Consider the following 22,620-nt stretch of genomic DNA (forward strand, 5'->3'; position numbering starts at 1 on the left):
GTAGTCGATGGAAAACAGGTTAATATTCCTGTACTTCTGGTTATTGCGATGGAGGGACGGAGAAGGCTAGGCCAGCTTGGCGTTGGTTGTCCAAGTTTAAGGTGGTAGGCTGAAATCTTAGGTAAATCCGGGGTTTCAAGGCCGAGAGCTGATGACGAGTTGCCTTTAGGCGACGAAGTGGTTGATGCCATGCTTCCAAGAAAAGCTTCTAAGCTTCAGATAACCAGGAACCGTACCCCAAACCGACACAGGTGGTTGGGTAGAGAATACCAAGGCGCTTGAGAGAACTCGGGTGAAGGAACTAGGCAAAATGGCACCGTAACTTCGGGAGAAGGTGCGCCGGTGAGGGTGAAGCACTTGCTGCGTAAGCCCACGCCGGTCGAAGATACCAGGCCGCTGCGACTGTTTATTAAAAACACAGCACTCTGCAAACACGAAAGTGGACGTATAGGGTGTGACGCCTGCCCGGTGCCGGAAGGTTAATTGATGGGGTTAGCTAACGCGAAGCTCTTGATCGAAGCCCCGGTAAACGGCGGCCGTAACTATAACGGTCCTAAGGTAGCGAAATTCCTTGTCGGGTAAGTTCCGACCTGCACGAATGGCGTAACGATGGCGGCGCTGTCTCCACCCGAGACTCAGTGAAATTGAAATCGCTGTGAAGATGCAGTGTATCCGCGGCTAGACGGAAAGACCCCGTGAACCTTTACTATAGCTTTGCACTGGACTTTGAATTTGCTTGTGTAGGATAGGTGGGAGGCTTTGAAGCGTGGACGCCAGTTCGCGTGGAGCCATCCTTGAAATACCACCCTGGCAACTTTGAGGTTCTAACTCAGGTCCGTTATCCGGATCGAGGACAGTGTATGGTGGGTAGTTTGACTGGGGCGGTCTCCTCCTAAAGAGTAACGGAGGAGTACGAAGGTGCGCTCAGACCGGTCGGAAATCGGTCGTAGAGTATAAAGGCAAAAGCGCGCTTGACTGCGAGACAGACACGTCGAGCAGGTACGAAAGTAGGTCTTAGTGATCCGGTGGTTCTGTATGGAAGGGCCATCGCTCAACGGATAAAAGGTACTCCGGGGATAACAGGCTGATACCGCCCAAGAGTTCATATCGACGGCGGTGTTTGGCACCTCGATGTCGGCTCATCACATCCTGGGGCTGAAGCCGGTCCCAAGGGTATGGCTGTTCGCCATTTAAAGTGGTACGCGAGCTGGGTTTAGAACGTCGTGAGACAGTTCGGTCCCTATCTGCCGTGGACGTTTGAGATTTGAGAGGGGCTGCTCCTAGTACGAGAGGACCGGAGTGGACGAACCTCTGGTGTTCCGGTTGTCACGCCAGTGGCATTGCCGGGTAGCTATGTTCGGGAAAGATAACCGCTGAAAGCATCTAAGCGGGAAACTTGCCTCAAGATGAGATCTCACTGGAACCTTGAGTTCCCTGAAGGGCCGTCGAAGACTACGACGTTGATAGGTTGGGTGTGTAAGCGCTGTGAGGCGTTGAGCTAACCAATACTAATTGCCCGTGAGGCTTGACCATATAACACCCAAGCAATCTGTAGACTCGAAAGAGACCAGGTTGCGGTGTGTGAAGACGAAGATGAACCGAAAGTTCGACGCTCACAAAACACCGAAAACTATCGCATACCCAATTTGCTGAAGCGAGGCCATCTGGTCACGAGTCAGTACCCGAATTTCTTGACGACCATAGAGCGTTGGAACCACCTGATCCCATCCCGAACTCAGAAGTGAAACGATGCATCGCCGATGGTAGTGTGGGGTTTCCCCATGTGAGAGTAGGTCATCGTCAAGATTAAATTCCGAAACCCCAATTGCGAAAGCAGTTGGGGTTTTGTTTTGCCCGCAGGAAAGTTCTTACAGCATTCTCAGCCGCCTTGCGGCTGTCGTCGCCGACCGACAATGTTAAGGTTCAGCCCTAGCTTTTGCACTTTTCCAAGGAAGCCTTCATGCCGGACACCCAGTCCCTCAACGCTGCATTCATGGTCGTTCAGAGCAACAGCCTGGATGAACTGCGCAGCCTTGTGATCAGCATCATGCGGCGCTATCCACTGGCTCCCCTGGAGAACGAAATCGCGCTCGTACAGAGCAACGGCATCGCTCAGTGGCTCAAGCTGGCACTGGCTGAGGACCCTGAAGAGGACGACACCGGCGGCTGTGGTATCGCCGCTGCTATTGATGTGCAACTGCCGGGCAGTTTCATGTGGCAGCTTTACCGGATGGTTCTGGGGCGAGAGGAAATCCCGGCAAAGTCGCTGCTCGACAAGGCACCGTTGACCTGGCGTCTGATGCGCCTGCTGCCACAGGTCATCAACCGACCGCATTTCGAACCACTGCAACGCTTCCTCACCCATGACACCGATCTGCGCAAGCGCTACCAGTTGTCCGAACGTCTGGCAGACCTCTTCGACCAATACCAGGTCTATCGAGCTGATTGGCTTGAGGATTGGGCGGAGGGGCATCATCAGTTACGCAACGTGAGGGGTGAAGTAAAGCCGCTGCCCCCGACCAGTTGTTGGCAGGCAGAGTTGTGGCGCGCCCTTCTGGATGATGTGGGCGAGCAAGGCATGGCCCAAAGTCGGGCGGGCGTGCACCAGCGATTCATGGAACGTATCAACAGTCTTGAAAGCGCACCGAGCGGACTTCCCCAGCGAGTGATCGTCTTCGGAATTTCCTCGTTGCCCGCCCAGGTACTGGAAGCATTGGCCGGACTTTCCCGATTCAGTCAGGTTTTGTTGTGTGTCCATAATCCCTGCCGTTATCACTGGGCCGATATCGTTGCCGACAAGGATCTCTTGCGGCATCAGTACAAGCGACAGTCCCGAAAAAACGGCATGCCTGTGGTGCTGGATTCGGAATCACTCCACCAACATGCTCACCCGCTCCTCGCAGCGTGGGGCAAGCAAGGTCGCGATTACATCAACCTTCTCGACAGCTACGATGAGCCGGACAGCTATCGCGCAGCATTTCGCAACGGACGTATCGATCTGTTCAGCGAAAACCGGCCGAAGAACATGCTCAATCAGTTACAGGACGATATTCTGGAGCTGCGGCCGCTCAGCGAGACTCGAGCGCTCTGGCCGGCAGTCGACCTGACTCTGGACGATTCGATCCGCTTTCATATTGCCCATAGCGCCCAGCGCGAAGTCGAGATTCTCCACGACCAGCTCCTGGCCCGTTTCAGTGCCAACCCTCATTTACGCCCTCGCGATGTGATCGTGATGGTGCCCGACATCGATAGTTATGCGCCGCATATCCGCGCCGTATTTGGGCAACTGGATCGTCATGACCCACGCTTCATTCCGTTCACCATGGCCGATCAGGGGCAGCGCGGGCGGGATCCATTACTGATCGCTGTCGAACATCTGCTCAAGCTGCCAGACAGTCGTTTTCCCGTCAGTGAGATACTCGACTTGCTCGACGTCCCTGCGTTGCGCGCCAGGTTTGGTGTGCAAGAGCGAGACTTGCCGACCCTTCATCGCTGGATCGAGGGCGCCGGGGTGCGTTGGGGTATCGACGCCGGGCAACGGGCCGAGCTGGGGTTACCCGACGAACTGGAGCAAAACAGTTGGCGCTTTGGTCTGCGCCGGATGCTGCTCGGTTATGCGGTCGGCAGTTCCGGTGCCTGTGGGGATATCGAGCCGTACGATGAAATCGGTGGTCTCGATGCCGCGTTGATTGGGCCATTGGTAGCGTTGCTGGATGCCCTGGAGCTTTCGCATCAGCAACTGATGAAACCCGCGCAACCACAGGAATGGGGACATCGGCTTCAGGCGTTGATGCAGCTGTTTTTCAAACCCGAAGATGAGCATGACGACTACCTGCTGGCTCAACTCGAGGAGTTGCGCGAAACCTGGCTGGAAACCTGCGAGGCCGTCGGTCTGCTGGATGAGCTGCCACTGACCGTCGTCCGTGAGGCCTGGCTGGCGGGGCTGGATCAGGGGCGTCTTTCGCAGCGCTTCCTGGCGGGAGCCGTGAACTTTTGCACACTGATGCCGATGCGCGCTATCCCGTTCAAGCTGGTTTGCCTGTTGGGCATGAACGATGGCGATTATCCACGCGCTCAACCGCCGTTGGACTTCGATCTCATGGGCAGCGACTACCGGCCGGGAGATCGCTCCCGTCGGGAGGATGATCGCTATCTTCTGCTCGAAGCGCTCTTGTCCGCCCGTCACCAGCTCTACATCAGTTGGGTGGGCCGCAGCATTCGCGACAACAGCGAGCGGCCAGCCTCTGTGTTGATCGGCCAGTTGCGCGATCATCTCGCCAATGGATGGCGATCGGCCGACGACAGCGAGGATCTCCTGATTGCCATGACTCAGGAGCATCCGTTGCAGCCATTCAGTTCGCGCTACTTCCATGAGGAAGACAAGCTGTTCAGCTACGCCAGCGAGTGGCAGGTGCTGCATCAACATCACGAGCAGAACGATGTCGCAACAATGCTTGCCGCCCATGTCCAGGAGGAGCCGTTGAGTCTGGAGTTGCTGCAGGACTTTCTGCGCAATCCGGTTCGACATTTTTTCACTCAACGGCTCAAGGTTTACTTCGAAGCGGCGCAGGTGCCTCAGGCTGACGAGGAGCCCTTTGTACTGGATGCGTTGCAACGATATATGCTCAGCGACAGCTTGCTCGAGGCAGCCTTGAGACACCCGGGTAATGTCGAACAGGCGCTCGAGTCTCAAGCCCAACGCCTGCAAAACAGCGGATTGTTGCCCATGGCCGGATTCGGTGAATGCCTTCAACGAGAGCTGATCGAGCCTTTGCCAGACTTGTTGCAACGATATCAACAGCTCTTGGCGTTATGGCCAACACCCCTGAACAATGCGTTACCGATCAATTTTGAATGGCAGGAACTGCGCCTTGAAGGATGGCTGGGTGGCCTGCACCGGCGCGCCGATGGCGGCGTGCTGTCAGTCACGACGATCCCCAACAGCATTGGCTCGATCAAGAGTCGCAAATGGCATCGCTTGACCAAGCCCTGGGTCAGCCATCTTGTCGCGTGTGCCTGTGGACTTTCCTTGACGACCGCACTGGTGGCCAGTGATGACACGCTCCTTCTTGAACCTCTGGAACGAACCAGGGCAGGGCGAATGCTTGAGGATCTGCTGCTCGCCTGGCAAACGGGCATGCGGCAGCCACTACCTGTTGCGGTGAAAACGGCTTTTGCATGGCTGGCCCAGACCGATCCGGTCAAGGCTGAAGCGGCTGCCCGCAAAGCCTATGAGGGGGATGGTCAGACCAGCGAAGGCGAGCGGCGCGAAAGCCCGGCTCTGTCCCGACAATTCGCCGACTTCGATGCACTGCAGGCGGATGAAACCTTCTCCGGTTGGTGTGATGCACTGTATCGTCCTTTGCTTGAGGCACCGTGGCGCTCATGGACCCACGAGGAGGCAGGCGCATGAGTAACCAGCCGCCACTCGCCCTGGCATTCCCGTTAAAGGGCAGCCAATTGATCGAAGCCAGTGCGGGCACTGGCAAGACGTTTACCATTTCGGCGTTGTATCTGCGGTTGATCCTCGGGCATGGGGGCGAGGCGAGTGGTTTCGGCCGTGAGCTGTTGCCCCCGCAGATTCTCGTGGTGACCTTCACCGACGCGGCCACCAAAGAGCTGCGCGAACGCATACGCACGCGGCTGGCCGAAGCCGCCCGTTTCTTCCGTGACGAGACGCCTCCTCCTGATGCGTTGATCGATGAACTGCGGGCAGGGTTCGATCCGCAACAATGGCCCGGTTGTGCCAACCGCCTGGACATCGCCGCGCAATGGATGGACGAAGCGGCTGTCTCGACGATTCACAGTTGGTGTCAGCGAATGCTGCGCGAGCATGCGTTCGACAGCGGAAGTCTGTTTACCCAGACCCTGGAAACCGATCACAGCGACCTGCTCGGCGAAGTGCTGCGCGATTATTGGCGGCTGTTCTGCTATCCGATGCAGGGCGATGCCTTGAACTGGGTTCGCAGTCACTGGGGAGGTCCGGCGGCCCTGTTGCCGCGTGTGCGTGGGCTGTTTGGCACCGAGCGCGAAGGGGATTCAGACAAGACGCCATCCGAACTGATCGAAGAATGCCTGCAGGAACGCCGTGCGGCATTGGTGGAGTTGAAGGGACCATGGCGGCAGTGGACCGATGAATTACTCGCCATCTGCCATCAGGGCGTCGCCAACAAAACCGTGGACGGGCGTAAGATGCAGGCCCGCTATTTCGAACCCTGGTTCGAAAAACTCAAGGCCTGGGCCGAGGACGAGACGCTCGAGCAACTGGATATCGGCACCGGGTTCGCCCGGCTCACACCGGACGGCATGGCTGAAGCCTGGAAAGGTGAGCCACCGAGTCACCCGGGCCTGGATGCCATGCCTGTGCTCAAGTCGAGCCTCGACAATTTGCCGACGCCCGATGCGGCCGTGCTGCAGCATGCAGCCAAATGGGTCGGTGCTCGCTTTGAAGACGAGAAGCGCCGTCGAGCCGAAATGGGTTTCGACGACATGCTGTTGCGTCTGGATGCTGCCTTGCAATCCGACGGTGGGGAACGTCTTGCCACGCTCATCCGCGAGCAGTTCCCGGTCGCACTGATCGATGAGTTCCAGGACACGGACCCGGTGCAGTACCGAATCTTCGAAAGCATCTATCGCATTGAAGAGAACAACCCCGAGACCGGGCTGTTCCTGATTGGCGATCCGAAGCAGGCGATCTATGCCTTCCGTGGCGCGGACATCTACACCTATCTGCGAGCCCGGCAGGCCACAACCGGGCGACTGCATACCCTGGGCACGAACTTCCGTTCCAGTCACGGGATGGTCAGTGCAGTCAACCATGTATTCGAACGCGCCGAGTCCCGTGAGCAAGGGCGCGGAGCATTTCTGTTCCGAGAGAAAAACGGCGATAACCCGGTGCCATTCCAGCCTGTAGAGGCTCAGGGGCGTAAAGAACATTTGCAGGTATCCGGGCTTGATGTGCCAGCGCTGAACATCTGGCATTTATCCACCGACAAGCCGTTGTCCGGGACGGTTTATCGTCAGGAGTTGGCGGCGGCCTGCGCCAGTGAAATCACGACCCTGCTCAATGGCGGGCAAACCGGTCGCGCCGGGTTTGTGCAGGAGGGCAAGGATTGGCGTGGGCTGCGGCCAGCGGACATTGCGATTTTGGTCCGCGACGGTAAAGAGGCGCAGGCGGTACGCGGTGAGCTCGCAGCGCGCGGAGTCCGCAGCGTTTATCTGTCGGACAAGGACTCGGTTTTTGCTGCTCAGGAAGCCCATGACCTGCTTTCGTGGCTCAAGGCGTGCGCCGAACCGGATGTCGAACGCTCCCTGAAAGCAGCGCTTGCGTGCATCACGCTGAACCTGCCACTGGTTGAGCTGGAGCGTCTGAATCAAGACGAACTGGTCTGGGAAACCCGGGTCATGCAGTTCCGGGGTTATCGTGAGCTCTGGCGCAAGCAAGGGGTGCTGCCGATGTTGCGGCGCCTGCTGCACGACTTTCAACTGCCGCAGATGCTCATCGCCCGCAGTGATGGCGAGCGGGTGCTGACCAACCTGTTGCACCTGTCGGAATTGTTGCAACAAGCCGCGTCGGAACTCGATGGCGAGCAGGCACTGATCCGCCATCTGGCCGAGCATCTGGCGCTGTCCGGGCAGGCAGGTGAAGAGCAGATCCTGCGTCTTGAAAGCGACGAACAACTGGTCAAGGTCGTGACCATTCACAAGTCCAAGGGGCTTGAATACCCGTTGGTGTTCCTGCCGTTCATCTGCTCGGCCAAACCCGTGGATGGCAGTCGATTGCCGCTGCATTACCACGATGAGTCCGGCAAGGCCCGCATCAGTCTGAAACCCGACGCCGAACTGATCGCCCTGGCGGACAGCGAGCGCCTGGCGGAAGATCTCCGCTTGCTCTACGTCGCGCTGACTCGCGCACAACATGCGTGCTGGCTCGGGGTGACGGATCTCAAGCGCGGCAATCACAGCAGCTCGGTGCTGCATCTTTCTGCGCTGGGCTATCTGTTGGGCGGCGGCGCAACGTTGAACGAGTCCAGCGGATTGGCCCGCTGGTTGCGCGATCTGCAACAGGACTGTTCGGCGCTGAGCGTTGTTGAAATGCCGGAGGCCACCAGCGAGGAGTACCAGCCTCCGCGTAACGAAGCCACGCTACGTGCCACCCTTTTACCGAGCCGCAGGGCCAGCGAAAACTGGTGGATCGCGTCGTACAGCGCCTTGCGCATCAGTGACGTGCTGAGCGTCGGCAATGACGAAGCTCCCGACAGTCCGCAGGCGCAAAAGCTGTTCGACGACGAACGCCTCGATCCTGAAGCTCCGCGCGAGATCATCGCCGGCGGGGCTGACATTCACCGCTTCCCCCGTGGCCCGAATCCGGGAACCTTCCTTCACGGTTTGCTGGAGTGGGCAGGGGAGGAAGGGTTCGCGGTCACCCGCGTGTCGCTGGACGATGCGATTGCCCGGCGTTGCAATCGACGGGGCTGGGAAGGCTGGATCATCACCCTCGGCGACTGGTTGCAACACTTGCTCAAACTGCCGTTGCCCGCAGGGGGCGACCAGCCGCCAGTGGTGCTCGAGCAATTGAAGCAGTATCGGGTCGAGATGGAGTTCTGGTTCGCCAGCCACAAAGTGGACGTGCTCAAGCTCGACGAACAGGTGCGTCAATTCACTCACAACGGTGTTGCCCGGGTCGGCGCCGAAGCGGTGCAGCTCAATGGCATGTTCAAAGGCTTTATCGACCTGACGTTCGAGCACGAGGGCCGCTACTACGTTGCCGATTACAAATCCAACTGGCTGGGCGTCGATGACGCTGCGTACACCGAGCGAGCCATGGAGCAGTCGATTCTCGACAACCGTTACGACCTGCAATACGTGCTGTACCTGTTGGCACTGCATCGTCAGCTCAAGGCGCGGCTTACCGACTACGACTACGACCGGCATATCGGCGGCGCGTTGTATCTGTTCCTGCGCGGGACACGGGCTCCTGGCGGTGGCGTTTACTTCGCGCGACCACCACGGGAGTTGATCGAACGTCTGGACCTGATGTTCCAGGGCAAGCCGCAACCCAAGGTCGAGCCCGCGTGGGAACAGGGAGAATTGCTATGAACCGGACATTCGCCGACCTGCTGCCAACGCCGCTGACCGCCGACAGCCTTGCGCAACTGACGCCACTGACCCGTGCCGATGACCTGTTGCTGTTGCTCACCCGCTGGGTCGAGCGCGGTTGGCTGCGGGCACTGGACAAGGCATTCGTGGCCTTTCTTCATGAGTTGGCGCCCGATGTCGATCCGTTGGTGTTGCTCGCCGCCGCATTGACCAGTCACCAGCTCGGCCATGGTCATGTCTGCCTGGATCTGTTCGAAACCCTCAAGGCGCCGGATTTCGCTCTTTCCCTGCCGCCGGAAGGGGATGCGCAACCCGGCGTGTTGCTGCTGCCATCGCAACTGCTCGAAACCCTCGACGGAGCACACTGGTGCAAGGTGCTGGCCGGCAGTTCGCTGGTGGCACTGGCCGCCGACGAAGGTACGTCGGCTCAGGAACGCCCGCTGGTGCTGTCCGGCAAACGCTTGTATTTGCGGCGCTATTGGGCCTACGAGCGGCGTATCGACAGCGCACTGCGTCAGCGACTCGCGGAGCAGGAAGCGACACCTCCCGATCTTGCTCGGCGGCTGGACGAACTGTTCGATCCGGCAAAGCGTGCGGATGTCATCGACTGGCAGAAACTGGCCTGCGCCCTGGCGACTCGAAGTGCCTTCAGCATCATCACGGGCGGCCCGGGCACCGGCAAGACGACGACGGTGGTCCGTTTACTGGCGTTGCTCCAGGCACCGGCGGTCGAGGCGCATCAACCATTGCGCATTCGGCTTGCGGCGCCTACCGGTAAAGCGGCGGCGCGGTTGACCGAGTCCATCAGTCAGCAGGTGCAATCGCTGACGGTCGCTGACAGCGTCCGGGAAAAAATCCCGACCGAGGTGACCACGGTGCACCGCCTGCTCGGCAGTCGCCCCGGCACGCGGCACTTCCGTCACCATGCCGGTAACCGTCTGCCTCTGGACGTTCTGGTGGTCGATGAAGCGTCCATGATCGATCTGGAAATGATGGCCAACCTGCTCGATGCCTTGCCGCCTCATGCCCGGTTGGTGTTGCTGGGCGACAAGGATCAACTGGCCTCGGTGGAGGCTGGTGCGGTGCTGGGGGATTTGTGCCGCGATGCCGAAGCCGGTTGGTACAGTCCGCAGACGCGCCAGTGGCTGGAACAGGTGAGCGGCGAATCCCTGCAGGACAGCGGCTTGCACGAAGACACTGATGGTTCGCATCCGTTGGCCCAGCAAGTGGTGATGCTGCGACACTCGCGGCGTTTCGGCGAGGGCAGTGGCATCGGCCAACTGGCGCGGCGGGTGAATCAGCAGCTCCCGGAAGAGGCTCGCCAGTTACTGGGCGCCAAAACTCATGGCGATGTGTTTTCGTTGCCACTTCAGAACGAGCACGACCGAAAACTTGAGCACCTGGTGCTCGATGGGCACGGCGTAGGCCCTCACGGATATCGACACTATCTGAGCGTCTTGCGCGATCGACGTCCGGCGAGTGGAACGCCACTCGAGCACCCGGACTGGGTCGACTGGGCGCGTGACGTCCTGCAGGCCTTCGATACCTTCCAGTTGTTGTGCGCAGTGCGCAAAGGGCCGTGGGGTGTCGAAGGGCTGAACCAGCGCATCACCGACGCGTTGCTCAAGGCGCGTCTGATCGAAAGCGACCAGCAATGGTACGAAGGCCGGCCGGTGCTGATGACCCGAAATGACTACGGTCTGGGGTTGATGAATGGTGATATCGGTATCGCCCTGAAACTGCCCGAGCGCGATGGGCCTGACGCCGGTAAGTCGGTGTTGCGAGTGGCGTTCCCGCGTAACGACGGGCGTGGAGGGGTGCGCTTCGTGCTGCCGAGCCGGCTCAATGATGTCGAGACCGTTTATGCGATGACCGTGCACAAGTCCCAGGGCTCGGAATTTGCCCATACCGCGCTGATCCTTCCGGACGCCCTGAATCCCGTGTTGACCAAGGAGCTGATCTACACCGGCATTACCCGCGCAAAGGACTGGTTCACCCTGATCGAACCTCGGGACGGCGTGTTTGAAGAGGCGGTGCAGCGCAAGGTGAAACGCTTGAGCGGACTGATGCTGGAACTGGAAGAAGGGACACCGCCCCGAGGATGAAGATGCCTGCGATTGCCGACGATAATTGACCAGCCGGTCAGAGGTCGCTGTATCGCTGGCGTTCCAACGCTGTGCTATCGTTGCGGCATCATTTCGTAACGATCCAAGAGAATCCCTGCATGAAGGTGGCTGTCTGGGCGACAGAGCGCGTAGTTGGCTGCAGGCAGGCGTTGCTTGCCGGTGTGCTCTGTTTGCTCACGGGTGTGGCCGCTGCCCAGACTCAAACTCCGGTGGGCATGGCTGAACACAGGGCCTTGTCCGTCACTCAGGTTGTCCTCGGCATCCTCAGTTATGCACGCTGGCCGGTGGAGCCGGCGCAGCTGCGCCTGTGCATCGTAGGCCCGACCGAATACACCGACGACCTGGTCAAGGGTACGACCCAGGCCACGGGGCGTCCGGTCATCGTGCGTCGACTGCTGGCTGATAACCCGGCCATCGTCAGCGAGTGCGACGCAGTCTACATCGGCAAACTGACAACAGACGAACGCAGCCGGCTCTTTGCATCCTTGATCGGGCATCCGGTGTTGAGCATTAGCGAGGGCGGCGATCAATGCACGGTCGGTAGTCTGTTCTGCCTGCGGATTGGCGATGAGCAAGTGTCGTTCGAGGTCAATCTCGATTCCGTCGCCCGCAGCGGTGTACGCATTCACCCCAGCGTGCTGCAGTTGTCGCGCCGCAAACCGGCGGTGCCATGAGACGCGACAAATCCACAGGGCGTCCGACCCTGGGCCTGGTCATCGGCCGTGGCAACCTGATTGTGGCGCTGGTCGCCGTGGCAATGGCCAGTGTGTCGCTGACGCTGCTTGGGGTGCTGGCGCTGCGGGTCTATGCCGATCACAACCTGCACTTGATTGCCCGCTCGATCAGTTACACCGTGGAAGCCGCCGTGGTGTTCAATGACAAGGTCGCCGCGACCGAAGCGCTGGCGTTGATCGCATCAACCGAAGAAGTGGCGGATGCCCAGGTGCTGGACACTCAGGGCCAGTTGATCGCGCGCTGGCGGCGTCCGGAGAACGGCCTGTTTTCCGAGCTGGAGATGCAGGTCGCGCGGGCCATTCTGGAAAAACCCATCAGCCTGCCGATCCTCCATCAGGATCGCGAGATCGGGCGCATTTTGCTGATCGGTCACGGCGGCAGTCTGATGCGCTTTCTGTTGAGCGGTCTGGCGGGGATCATTCTCTGCACGGCGATCAGCGCCTGGGTCGCGCTCTATCTGGCGCGTCGTCAGTTGCGCAGGATCATCGGCCCGTTGCATAGCCTGGCGGCAGTGGCGCACGCCGCCCGTAGCGAACGGGCACTGGATCGACGGGTGCCACGGGCGAAGATTGCCGAACTGGACAACCTGGGCAACGACTTCAATGCCTTGCTTGATGAACTCGAAGACTGGCAAACCCACCTGAAAAGCGAGAACGAAACCCTCGCCCACCAGGCCAGCCACGACAGTCTCACCGGATTGCCGAACCGGGCGTTTTTCGAAGGCCGTCTGATCCGTGCGCTACGCAGCGCCCAAAAACTGAACGAGCGCGTGGCAGTGCTGTTTCTCGACAGCGACCGATTCAAGGACATCAACGACAGCTTCGGTCATGCCGCCGGCGACGCGGTGCTAGTGGCGGTGGCGAATCGGGTGCGAGCGCAGTTGCGTGAAGAAGATCTGGTGGCGCGTCTGGGCGGTGACGAGTTTGCCGTTCTGCTGACGCCCTTGCACAAGACCGAAGACGCCGAGCGCATTGCCGACAAGATCCTCGCCAGCATGGATACCCCGATTGCACTGCCGGGTGACAGCAGTGTCGTGACTTCGCTCAGTATCGGCATCGCCGTTTACCCCGATCATGGCGCCACGCCAGGCACCTTGCTCGATGCGGCGGATGCCGCGATGTACCAAGCCAAGCGTTTGTCGCGCGGCGCCCAATACACGGCCGGGTCGGAGCACCCGGTCGATCCCGTTAAAACCAGGAGCTGATGCCCGTGTTTTCACTTTCCGTTCGACTGTTTTCCACCCTGCTGCTGACGGCCATGCTGGCCCTGACCGGTTGCCAGACCGCTCCACAAAAAGGCCTGACGCCGGCCCAGGTCGCGGTCCTCAAGCAGCAAGGCTTCGAGTTGACCGATGATGGCTGGGAATTTGGTCTGTCGGGCAAAGTGTTGTTTGGGAGCGATGTCGAAAGCCTGAACAAGCAAAGTACCGAAATCGTCGAGCGTATCGGCAAAGCGTTGCTGGGTGTCAGCATTGAGCGCGTGCGGGTTGATGGCCACACCGACGCCTCGGGCAAGGAAACCTACAACCAGCAGCTGTCACTGCGTCGCGCGAAAAGCGTCGGCAAAGTGCTGACCTCCATCGGTATGAAGGACGAGAATATCCAGCTGCAAGGCCTCGGCAGCCGCGAACCGGTCGCCTCCAACGACACCGCCGCCGGCCGCACCGAAAACCGCCGGGTGTCGATCGTGGTCAGCGCCGACTAGTCGGCGAACTGCATTTCGCGGGTCTCACCCATCAACAGATCCTGATTGCGCTCGGTCACCTCACGGATGTAATCCCACAACAGGGTGATCCGTTTCAACTTGCGCAGATCTTCCCGGCAGTACATCCAGAACTGCCGGGTGATGTCGATTTCCTCCGGCAACACCGGCAACAGGCGCGGATCCTGTGCCGCGAGGAAACACGGCAGAATCGCCAATGAGCGTCCCTGCTGCGCCGCCACGAACTGTGCAATCACGCTGGTGCTGCGCAAATTGGCGCTGGCGCCGGGCAACACGTTCGCCAGATACAGCAGCTCCGAGCTGAACGCCAGATCATCCACATAACTGATGAATTGATGCTTGCCCAGGTCGGCGGGGCGGCGGATCGGCGGATGTTTGTCCAAATATTCCTGGGTTGCGTAGAGCTGCAAGCGATAGTCGCAGAGTTTGCAGCACACGTACGGCCCGTGTTCCGGGCGTTCGAGGGCGATGACGATGTCGGCCTCGCGTTTGGACAGGCTGATGAAGTGCGGCAGCGGCAGGATATCCACCGAAATCGCCGGGTAGGCGTCGACGAAGTGGCTCAGTTGCGGGGTGATGAAAAAGCTGCCGAAACCTTCGGTGCAGCCCATCCGCACATGCCCGGACAGCGCGACGCCGGAACCGGATACCTGCTCGCAGGCCATGTGCAGCGTGCTTTCGATCGACTCGGCATAACTCAGCAGGCGCTGGCCTTCGGCAGTCAGTACGAAACCGCTGGTGCGTGACTTTTCGAACAGCAAGGTGCCGAGCGCCGCTTCCAGCGAACTGATTCGCCGCGACACGGTGGTGTAGTCCACCGCCAGGCGTTTGGCTGCAGTACTGGCCTTGCGGGTACGGGCGACTTCGAGGAAAAACTTGAGGTCGTCCCAGTTCAGCGAGCCTAGAGAGGTGATGTTTTTTTGCATGATGGACGGGCTTATATGTGCGTTCTTATTAGAAGTTTGCACATCTATACTCCAAAAACAGTCCGACAACCAATTCGTGACACACGCCTCATCTCAAGGCGAACCTTTCGCCTTGGCTCCTAAGATAAAAACAAGTTCTGGAGACCAGCATGAACGCATCGCTTACGCCCAACGAAACCACGATCCAGAAGGTCAAGCTGCTGATCGACGGCGAGTGGGTCGAGTCGCAGACCACCGAGTGGCATGACATCGTCAACCCGGCGACCCAGCAAGTGCTGGCCAGGGTTCCGTTCGCCACCGCCGCTGAAGTGGATGCCGCCGTCAGTGCCGCCCAGCGCGCCTTTCAGACCTGGAAGCTGACTCCAATCGGCGCGCGCATGCGCATCATGCTCAAGCTTCAAGCGCTGATCCGCGAACACTCCAAACGTATCGCCGTGGTGTTGAGCGCCGAGCAGGGCAAGACCATCGCTGACGCTGAAGGCGATATTTTCCGTGGCCTGGAAGTGGTCGAACACGCGTGCTCGATCGGCAGCCTGCAAATGGGCGAATTCGCCGAAAACGTCGCTGGCGGCGTCGATACCTACACCCTGCGCCAGCCGATCGGCGTCTGTGCCGGCATTACGCCGTTCAACTTCCCGGCGATGATCCCGCTATGGATGTTCCCGATGGCCATCGCCTGCGGCAACACCTTCGTCCTCAAGCCATCCGAACAGGATCCGCTGTCGACCATGTTGCTGGTGGAACTGGCCATCGAGGCCGGCATTCCGGCTGGCGTGCTTAACGTCGTCCATGGTGGCAAAGACGTGGTCGATGGCCTGTGCACCCATAAAGACATCAAGGCCGTTTCGTTCGTCGGTTCGACCGCTGTGGGCACTCATGTTTATGACCTGGCCGGTAAACACGGCAAACGCGTGCAATCGATGATGGGCGCGAAGAACCACGCGGTGGTGCTGCCGGACGCCAATCGCGAGCAAGCACTCAATGCTCTGGTCGGCGCCGGTTTCGGTGCGGCCGGTCAGCGCTGCATGGCCACCTCGGTGGTGGTGCTGGTGGGCGCGGCCAAGCAGTGGCTGCCGGATCTGAAAGCGCTGGCGCAGAAACTCAAGGTCAACGCCGGCAACGAGCCGGGCACCGATGTCGGTCCGGTCATTTCGAAAAAGGCCAAGACGCGAATTCTCGATCTGATCGAGAGCGGCATCAAGGAAGGCGCGAAACTCGAGCTGGACGGTCGCGACATCAGCGTGCCGGGCTACGAGAAAGGCAACTTCGTCGGCCCGACCCTGTTCTCCGGGGTGACTACCGACATGCAGATCTACACCCAGGAAATCTTCGGCCCGGTGCTGGTGGTGCTGGAAGTCGATACCCTCGATCAGGCCATTGCGTTGGTCAACGCCAACCCGTTCGGCAACGGCACCGGCCTGTTCACCCAGAGCGGCGCGGCGGCGCGTAAATTCCAGACTGAAATCGACGTTGGTCAGGTCGGTATCAACATCCCGATTCCAGTGCCGGTACCGTTCTTCAGCTTCACCGGTTCGCGCGGTTCGAAACTCGGCGACCTCGGTCCGTACGGCAAGCAAGTGGTGCAGTTCTACACCCAGACCAAAACGGTCACGGCGCGCTGGTTCGATGACGACAGCGTCAACGACGGCGTGAACACCACCATTAACCTGCGCTGAGGAATGGCCATGAAAATCGCATTTATCGGTCTGGGCAACATGGGCGCGCCGATGGCGCGTAACCTGATCAAGGCCGGGCATTCGCTGAATCTGGTGGACCTGAACAAAACCGTACTGGCGGAACTCGAGCAATTGGGCGGCACCATCCGCGCTTCGGCTCGCGAAGCCGCTGAAGATGCAGAACTGGTGATCACCATGCTGCCGGCGGCGGTGCATGTACGCAGCGTCTGGCTCGGTGAAGATGGCGTGCTGGCCGGGATCGGCAAAGGCGTGCCGGCGGTGGATTGCAGCACCATCGATCCGCAGACTGCGCGCGATGTAGCGGCGTCGGCTGCCAAACAAGGCGTGGCCATGGCCGATGCCCCGGTGTCCGGCGGCACCGGCGGTGCCACGGCCGGGACGCTGACCTTCATGGTCGGCGCCACCCCGGAACTGTTCGCCACCCTGCAACCGGTGCTGGCGCAGATGGGCCGCAACATCGTGCATTGCGGTGAGGTCGGCACCGGCCAGATCGCCAAGATCTGCAACAACCTGTTGCTCGCCATTTCGATGGTCGGCGTCAGCGAGGCGATGGCGCTGGGCGATGCACTGGGCATCGACACCTCAGTGCTCGCCGGGATCATCAACAGCTCGACCGGGCGTTGCTGGAGTTCGGAAATGTACAACCCGTGGCCGGGCATCGTCGAAACGGCGCCGGCCTCGCGTGGTTACACCGGCGGTTTCGGCGCCGAGTTGATGCTCAAGGATCTGGGACTGGCCACTGAAGCGGCGCGTCAGGCCCATCAGCCGGTGGTGCTGGGCGCGGTAGCGCAGCAGTTGTATCAGGCGATGAGTCAGCGCGGGGAAGGTGGCAAGGACTTTTCGGCGATCATCAACAGCTATCGCAAGCCGCAGTAATCGTCGTCAGGCCGGTGCTCGTCACAGGTCTGCAATTCAGATGCAGTAAGTGTTGCCGGGAAATCACGTCGGGTGGTTTCCCGGCTTTTTTGTATCAGGTGAACACAAAATATTTGCGTACGGTCTCGACCACTTCCCAGGTGCCCTTCATGCCTGGCTCAACGACGAAGATGTCGCCGGCACGCAGGTGGATCGGCTCCATGCCGTCCGGGGTGATGACGCAGTAGCCTTCCTGGAAATGGCAGTACTCCCATTTCACGTAATCCACCCGCCACTTGCCCGGCGTGCAGATCCAGGTGCCCATGATCTTGCTGCCGTCTTCGCTGGTGTAGGCGTTGAGATTGACGGTGTGCGGGTCGCCCTCGAGCTTTTCCCATTTGCAGGCGTCGAGTACGGGCAGGGGGTGGGTGTCGCGCAAAACGGTGACAGGTGCGGGCATGACGGCTCCAGGCCAGAGGGAGTTAGAGCCATCACCGTAACGTTCGCGGGAGCTGTCGGAATGTCTGGGGTCGACCTCCAGATGCCTGTAAGCGCTGGCCCAGATCGGCTTAAAGTCCGAATTTGCACCATGTGCGTGCATATATGACGGTTTTAATACAAGCATGCACCATAAAAGTTCAATCAATTTTTAGACTAAAACGAGATAACCATTCTGACACCTATTGCAAAACAAAATCGTCTGTACTATAACATTCGTACTAAAGGACTATTCCTCGGAAGGGAGCTCCACCTGAGTCACGGACAGACTCGAATCGGCTTTTTCTCATCTCGATAACTGACTTGATCTTCGGCTCAAGTGTGAACTTCTATCTGTTGTTAATGAATAATGACAGTTGAATGAACCGGGCAGTTAATAAGTGGCGCGGACGCAATGCCTCGCGTACTTTGAGTAGAAGCCTTAAATAAACAGTTAATTATTATTTGTGCACTGGCGGATTTATATCTGCGGGATACGCACACCCATCGAATTTTTATGTGCCCGGCATCAATGGAATGAGGCTTTATTGTGGACGACATAAACGTAATTGAAATTTCGACGATTGTTGATAGTGCGAGTGAACTTGGCCGGCACGTCTGGGTGCGTGCCGGCAGCCGCCTGACAAATGTGCAGGTCAGCGATGACTGCTTTATCGGTTTCAGGTGCGATTTGCAGTTCGCCTCTATCGGCAAGTCCAGCATGTTCGCCACTGGCGCACAGTGCCTGGGGACTGCGCAGTCGCCAGTTCGAATTGCCGAAAACGTCTGGGTGGGCGCCAAGGCCACCGTGGCTGCCGGTATTTCCATAGGTGCAGGGGCTGTGGTGGCGGCTGGTGCGCTGGTGACTGCCGATGTGCCGCCGGACGCGATCGTCGTCGGCCGCCCGGCGCGGGTCATTGCCCAGCGCACGGTGGTCGAAGACGGCCGTCCGAGCCCCGAGCCAGTGCTGGCCAAAGTCCGGGACCGGGCGCGTCAAGGCTTGCCGTCGATGCTCGATCGGTCCACGCAGTCGGTCGCGCGGCTCAAGTCGCTGAACCCCGACACCCTCACCTGGGACATCAGCGACGAAGCCTTGATCGATGCCGAATTGCGCGGCGGGGCGTCGGTGGAAATCGCCCGGGACTGCATTCTGATCGGGCGCAGCAACCGTCAGGGCGGCATGTCGCAACTGGGCGGTATCGAACTGGGAACTGGCGTGCGGCTGGCTGCCGGTGTGGTTATCGAGGCGGCCGGCGGTGTATCCGTTGGTGCCTTCAGCGAGTTGTCCGAGGGGGTCACCATCGTTGCCTCTACTCATGATCATTCTTTTCGCTCACTGCCTTGGGAGGAGGCACCGGTGCGCATTGGAAGTCGTTGCGTTATTGGCGAGGGCGCCATCTTGGCAGGTCCACTGAATATCGGTGACGGTGCCGTTATCAAACCGTATTCGGTGGTTATAAGGGATGTATTGGAAAACACTGTGGTTCATGGCGTTGTTCAACTAATGGAGATTCAAGAATGATTTTATTTGCCCCTAACCCAACCGGTTCCGGCCACAACATGCGCGTGCTGTCCATCGCTCAGGCGATCAAGAAACAGCGTCCGGATATGCCATTGACGGTCGCGCTGGCTTCCTTGCAACCGACATTTACCCCTTTGTTCGAAAAATCCGGAATTGAAGTCGTGGATATTGCCGGGCGACTGGTCGACTACTCGAAAAAGAGCAACTTGTCGAAACAGCTCGATTGGGCCACTTATATTGGCAGTTATATTGCGACTACTTTCCTGTCTGGCGAGCGAATCCTGTCTTATCTGGCGCTGATCGCCGAGCACAAGCCAAGCGTGCTGGTGTCGGACTACAACATGGCAGCCTGCCTTGCAGCGATTTTCACGGGCACACCGCTGGTGTTCGTGACCGAGCGTTATGACTTCACACTTTGCCAATTGCAGGATCACGACCTGGCCGAGGGCGGTTTCGAGGTGAATGCGCTGGAGATGTCCCGGGCTCGAACGGCGCTGCACAGTCAGTTCAGCTGGATGATCAGCCAGGCGCAATTGGTGCTGACCGACAAACCCTTCATTCCTTCCCTTGACCAAGGCACCCCGGTGGCCGAGGCACTGGCCAGCGGCAAGGCGCATTTTGTCGGACCGATGATTCGCGACATCACCGTGCAGAGCGGCTTGAACGTGCGTGAGCAACTGAACCTGGGTGACGCGCCGTTCATTGTCGCCTCTATCAGCGGCACGACCATGTTTGCAGAGAACAAGGACGCCTTGCTCGCTGCTTATCTGGACAGTTTCCGAATCCTGCGCGAACGCAATCCTGAGCTGAAAATGGTGTTGCTGGGTCGCAAGGACATCGAAGAGCAGGACGGTGTGGTGTGTGTACCGTATTACCCGGACTGGATGGGGCTGCTGCGCGAATCAAGCCTGCTGATTTCGGCACCGGGCTGGATCACTGTGACCGAAATTGCGGCGATGAACATTCCCACCCTGTTCCTGTTGTCGTCCAAGTCCGAATACCACGAACTGGAAGCTTTGCGTCGTCTGGAGTTGCTGGGCTTCCCGACACATATCGGGTACGACCGAGATCGTATCGTCGAGCTGATCCAGGGCGAACTGGAAAAAGACACCGACGCTTCGACCTACTACGCACCGCATCAGCAAGTGGCCGCGCCCGATGGCGAAGGTGCCGCCCGCGCCGCGACGCGCATCATCGAGTTGTGCCAGGGCAGCGTTGTATCGCTGACCGAAAGCAAAGCCGCTTAACCTCAAGGAAGAGGGATTCACCATGTCACTGCATCCGCAGTTTCTATTTGATCAAGGCCTCAAGGACATCGACCACGGCGGTTTTTTCGCCGTGACCGATGCCAGTGGCGAGGTTGCGATTTCCAGCGACAAGCAGTTGCAGGATCAGGTCGCCGCGACGCTCTATCAGGCCGAGCACGGCGACGATGTCGAACTGCGTTTTGCCCATGACGGGCTGATGCGTTTGCATGATGCGTCGAATGGCGGTTTCCACGAGCTCGCGGACCGTTACTGGACGCCGCACGGCTCCGGACGTTGCCGCACGCTGGCGCTGCAACTGGATGCGCTGGCGTCACTGATTGCCTATCAGCGCCGGGTGCCGCAGGACGCGGCGAGCAACGCCGCGATCCACGGCCTGCTGGAAAAGGTCGAAGCACTCTACGCCCGTTCCACGGTCGCCGGCCTGTACAGCAGCGACTGGTCGACGCCCCTGGAGCTGGCGACTTCGATTGATCTCGACATCAGCGCCACAGCCTTGCTGGCGCGTATCGACAATCAGCCGTTGGGTCTTGACTTGGTCGGGCACTTGCAGATTCATGCAGAGAACCTGATCGGCCGGGTGGCCGGCAGCGACAGCCAATCCTGTGTCGATGTGGCGCTCACACGTTGCGGTGTGCGTGCGCAGGTCAGCCTGGTGCTGGCGCAACTGGCTGATGCGCGCGATGACAATGCGTTGTCGAATCTGGCTCGTTCGTTCCTGCTGCAAACCCTGGCGCTGTTCCGCGATCCGGCGTACGGCGGGTACTGGGATCGGGTCGGGATCAACGGCAAAGTGCGTTGCGACTGGCACACCTCGTACAAGCATCACGAGTCGCCATTCCCGATCAAGACTGCCTACGACGTGGCGTTACTGTTGCAGGCGATTCAGGCGTTGCCGTCCGGCGCGAGCGAAGCCGACAGGGCTTCGGTGACAGCGGCGTTGCTGGAATTTCATGACGCCCGCAATGGCGGTTTGTTCATGGGCAAGGGCTATTTCTGGTCGACCCCGGATGACCCGACCGTGCCGTTCATTCGGCAGTTCTGGGCTCCACCGCGTCAGCCGGGGATTTTCAGTATCGGCAACCTGACGTACCTGCCGCTGCACCTGAAAAGTCTGAAAACCCAGCTCGCCGCCGCCCACGCCTTGCAGTCCATCGAGCCAGCCGCTGTCGTTACTCATCACGACGATGCAGCGTTGGTCAACCGTGAGCTGCAAGTGATCGATGGCGGTGGTGATGTGCAACGCATTCACCCGAATGGTGTGCCGACCATCAATGTCGATCTGCAGCGTTATCTGGCATGGCTGGCCAAGGCCCGGGCATCGAACGAAACGCCTTACGGGCTGACCGCCGAAACCGCGCCGCTGGGTTTTCGCGCCGACAAGACCTGGCAGGTGTTCTCCGGGCTGCACGTGATCTCGGACTTGCACGCACTGGGCCTGCAAATCGAAAACAAGGCCAGCCTGATCGACTGCATCAGGGCCTCGCAAAACACCGACGGCGGATTCGCCGAGCAACCGGGGCATCTGAGCGACGTGTTCGCGACCTACTGCGCGGTGCTGTCGCTGCGAGTGTTGGGCGCGCTGCCGAACGATATCGGCGGTTGCGTGCGTTACCTGCAAGCGTGTCAGAACCCCGATGGCGGATTTGGCGATGTGCCGGGTTTCGGCTCGGATATCTGGCACACCAATCTGGCGGTGTTGTCGCTGCATGCGCTTGAAGCCAAGGCGCCGGACGAGCAGGGCGTGATGGCGTTTGCCTTGCGCTGCCGCTCCGCCGACGGCGGTTTCGCCAACAAGCCGGGTTATCCGCCGGACGCGTTTTCGGTGTACCGCGTGATGTCCACGCTGTTCATTCTCAACCGCCGCATCGTTGATGCCGAACAGACCGTCGCCTGGCTGCAGAGCCTGCAACTGGCCAACGGCTCGTTCCATTACCGGCCGGGCAAAGCGGTCAGCCTGGTGGGTACTTACATGGCTATCGCGGCAATGTTTCTGCTCGACGCACAGCCGACGTATTTGCAGGAATCGAAAGACTGGATCGCTTCCCATCAGAAGCAGGACGGAGGTTTCGGCCCACTCAATGCGACCTCGGCGACCACCGACGAAAGCTTCGTCTGCATCCAGACATTGCTGATCCTCGAACAAGGGCTGTCGCCATACTGGGTGGCGTTGTTGAACTGACCTGTACACAGCAT

General features: G+C 59.6%; 13 protein-coding genes and 2 rRNA genes (1 of these 15 only partly in view). 13 read left to right on the top strand and 2 right to left on the bottom strand.

Annotated elements, in window-relative coordinates; genetic code table 11:
* The 8 genes from IHQ43_RS03625 to yfiB all read left to right on the top strand — a co-directional run.
* Positions 1-1,533 (top strand): 23S ribosomal RNA (locus IHQ43_RS03625); it begins 1,358 nt to the left of the window's first position.
* A gap of 157 nt (positions 1,534-1,690) precedes the next feature.
* Positions 1,691-1,806 (top strand): 5S ribosomal RNA (rrf, locus tag IHQ43_RS03630).
* A 154-nt stretch (positions 1,807-1,960) separates the two neighbouring features.
* Positions 1,961-5,413, top strand: coding sequence for an exodeoxyribonuclease V subunit gamma (recC, locus tag IHQ43_RS03635; RefSeq protein WP_192563401.1), 3,453 nt, complete (start codon positions 1,961-1,963; stop codon positions 5,411-5,413).
* Complete coding sequence (gene recB, locus IHQ43_RS03640; RefSeq protein ID WP_192563402.1) at positions 5,410-9,099, top strand: exodeoxyribonuclease V subunit beta; 3,690 nt, start codon at positions 5,410-5,412, stop codon at positions 9,097-9,099. Before recC ends, recB begins: the two co-directional genes overlap by 4 nt.
* Positions 9,096-11,204: an exodeoxyribonuclease V subunit alpha gene (gene recD / locus IHQ43_RS03645; RefSeq protein ID WP_192563403.1), complete on the top strand. Its 2,109-nt coding sequence runs from the start codon at positions 9,096-9,098 to the stop codon at positions 11,202-11,204. The genes recB and recD overlap by 4 nt, the downstream gene beginning before the upstream one ends.
* Before the next feature lie 119 nt (positions 11,205-11,323).
* Positions 11,324-11,899, top strand: a complete 576-nt coding sequence (gene yfiR, locus IHQ43_RS03650; RefSeq protein WP_192563404.1) for a regulatory sequestration protein YfiR — start codon at positions 11,324-11,326, stop codon at positions 11,897-11,899.
* On the top strand, positions 11,896-13,164 hold the full coding sequence (gene dgcN / locus IHQ43_RS03655; RefSeq protein WP_192563405.1) for a diguanylate cyclase DgcN/YfiN: 1,269 nt from the start codon (positions 11,896-11,898) through the stop codon (positions 13,162-13,164). Before yfiR ends, dgcN begins: the two co-directional genes overlap by 4 nt.
* A complete protein-coding gene (yfiB, locus tag IHQ43_RS03660) occupies positions 13,164-13,664 on the top strand; it encodes an outer membrane lipoprotein YfiB (RefSeq protein ID WP_192563406.1) in 501 nt (166 codons plus the stop codon). Before dgcN ends, yfiB begins: the two co-directional genes overlap by 1 nt.
* Here yfiB and IHQ43_RS03665 read toward each other — a convergent pair.
* Positions 13,661-14,608, bottom strand: coding sequence for a LysR family transcriptional regulator (locus IHQ43_RS03665; protein ID WP_192563407.1), 948 nt, complete (start codon positions 14,606-14,608; stop codon positions 13,661-13,663). The two genes, yfiB and IHQ43_RS03665, sit on opposite strands and share 4 nt — an antisense overlap.
* A gap of 149 nt (positions 14,609-14,757) precedes the next feature.
* Here IHQ43_RS03665 and IHQ43_RS03670 point away from each other — a divergent pair, with 149 nt between their 5' ends.
* The gene (locus IHQ43_RS03670) at positions 14,758-16,284 is read left to right on the top strand and encodes a CoA-acylating methylmalonate-semialdehyde dehydrogenase (RefSeq protein ID WP_192563408.1); all 1,527 of its coding nucleotides are present in this window, start codon (positions 14,758-14,760) and stop codon (positions 16,282-16,284) included.
* A 9-nt stretch (positions 16,285-16,293) separates the two neighbouring features.
* Entirely contained in the window at positions 16,294-17,181 is an 888-nt protein-coding gene (mmsB, locus tag IHQ43_RS03675; protein WP_192563409.1) for a 3-hydroxyisobutyrate dehydrogenase, read from the top strand.
* Positions 17,182-17,275: 94 nt separating this feature from the next.
* Here the strand turns inward: mmsB and IHQ43_RS03680 are convergent, their stop codons facing one another.
* Positions 17,276-17,620 carry a cupin domain-containing protein gene (locus IHQ43_RS03680; RefSeq protein ID WP_192563410.1) on the bottom strand — a complete coding sequence of 115 codons (345 nt, stop codon included), beginning with the start codon at positions 17,618-17,620 and terminating at the stop codon, positions 17,276-17,278.
* Between the two features lie 567 nt (positions 17,621-18,187).
* Here IHQ43_RS03680 and IHQ43_RS03685 point away from each other — a divergent pair.
* From IHQ43_RS03685 to IHQ43_RS03695, 3 genes are read left to right on the top strand one after another with little or no spacing between them, the layout of a single operon-like run.
* Positions 18,188-19,159, top strand: coding sequence for an acyltransferase (locus IHQ43_RS03685; RefSeq protein WP_192563411.1), 972 nt, complete (start codon positions 18,188-18,190; stop codon positions 19,157-19,159).
* Positions 19,156-20,406 carry a glycosyltransferase family 28 protein gene (locus IHQ43_RS03690; RefSeq protein ID WP_192563412.1) on the top strand — a complete coding sequence of 417 codons (1,251 nt, stop codon included), beginning with the start codon at positions 19,156-19,158 and terminating at the stop codon, positions 20,404-20,406. The genes IHQ43_RS03685 and IHQ43_RS03690 overlap by 4 nt, the downstream gene beginning before the upstream one ends.
* Positions 20,407-20,428: 22 nt before the next feature.
* The gene (locus IHQ43_RS03695; protein WP_192563413.1) at positions 20,429-22,606 is read left to right on the top strand and encodes a prenyltransferase/squalene oxidase repeat-containing protein; all 2,178 of its coding nucleotides are present in this window, start codon (positions 20,429-20,431) and stop codon (positions 22,604-22,606) included.
* Positions 22,607-22,620: the final 14 nt, after the last annotated feature.

Source organism: Pseudomonas gozinkensis (assembly GCF_014863585.1).
Classification (GTDB): Bacteria; Pseudomonadota; Gammaproteobacteria; order Pseudomonadales; family Pseudomonadaceae; genus Aquipseudomonas; species Aquipseudomonas gozinkensis.

Coding starts and splice junctions, on each gene's coding strand:
- recB (WP_192563402.1), top strand. CDS start 5,410: ATGAGTAACCAGCCGCCACTCGCCCTGGCATTCCCGTTAAAGGGCAGC.
- IHQ43_RS03665 (WP_192563407.1), bottom strand. CDS start 14,608: ATGCAAAAAAACATCACCTCTCTAGGCTCGCTGAACTGGGACGACCTC.
- IHQ43_RS03670 (WP_192563408.1), top strand. CDS start 14,758: ATGAACGCATCGCTTACGCCCAACGAAACCACGATCCAGAAGGTCAAG.
- dgcN (WP_192563405.1), top strand. CDS start 11,896: ATGAGACGCGACAAATCCACAGGGCGTCCGACCCTGGGCCTGGTCATC.
- yfiB (WP_192563406.1), top strand. CDS start 13,164: ATGCCCGTGTTTTCACTTTCCGTTCGACTGTTTTCCACCCTGCTGCTG.
- recC (WP_192563401.1), top strand. CDS start 1,961: ATGCCGGACACCCAGTCCCTCAACGCTGCATTCATGGTCGTTCAGAGC.
- IHQ43_RS03695 (WP_192563413.1), top strand. CDS start 20,429: ATGTCACTGCATCCGCAGTTTCTATTTGATCAAGGCCTCAAGGACATC.
- mmsB (WP_192563409.1), top strand. CDS start 16,294: ATGAAAATCGCATTTATCGGTCTGGGCAACATGGGCGCGCCGATGGCG.
- yfiR (WP_192563404.1), top strand. CDS start 11,324: ATGAAGGTGGCTGTCTGGGCGACAGAGCGCGTAGTTGGCTGCAGGCAG.
- IHQ43_RS03690 (WP_192563412.1), top strand. CDS start 19,156: ATGATTTTATTTGCCCCTAACCCAACCGGTTCCGGCCACAACATGCGC.
- IHQ43_RS03680 (WP_192563410.1), bottom strand. CDS start 17,620: ATGCCCGCACCTGTCACCGTTTTGCGCGACACCCACCCCCTGCCCGTA.
- recD (WP_192563403.1), top strand. CDS start 9,096: ATGAACCGGACATTCGCCGACCTGCTGCCAACGCCGCTGACCGCCGAC.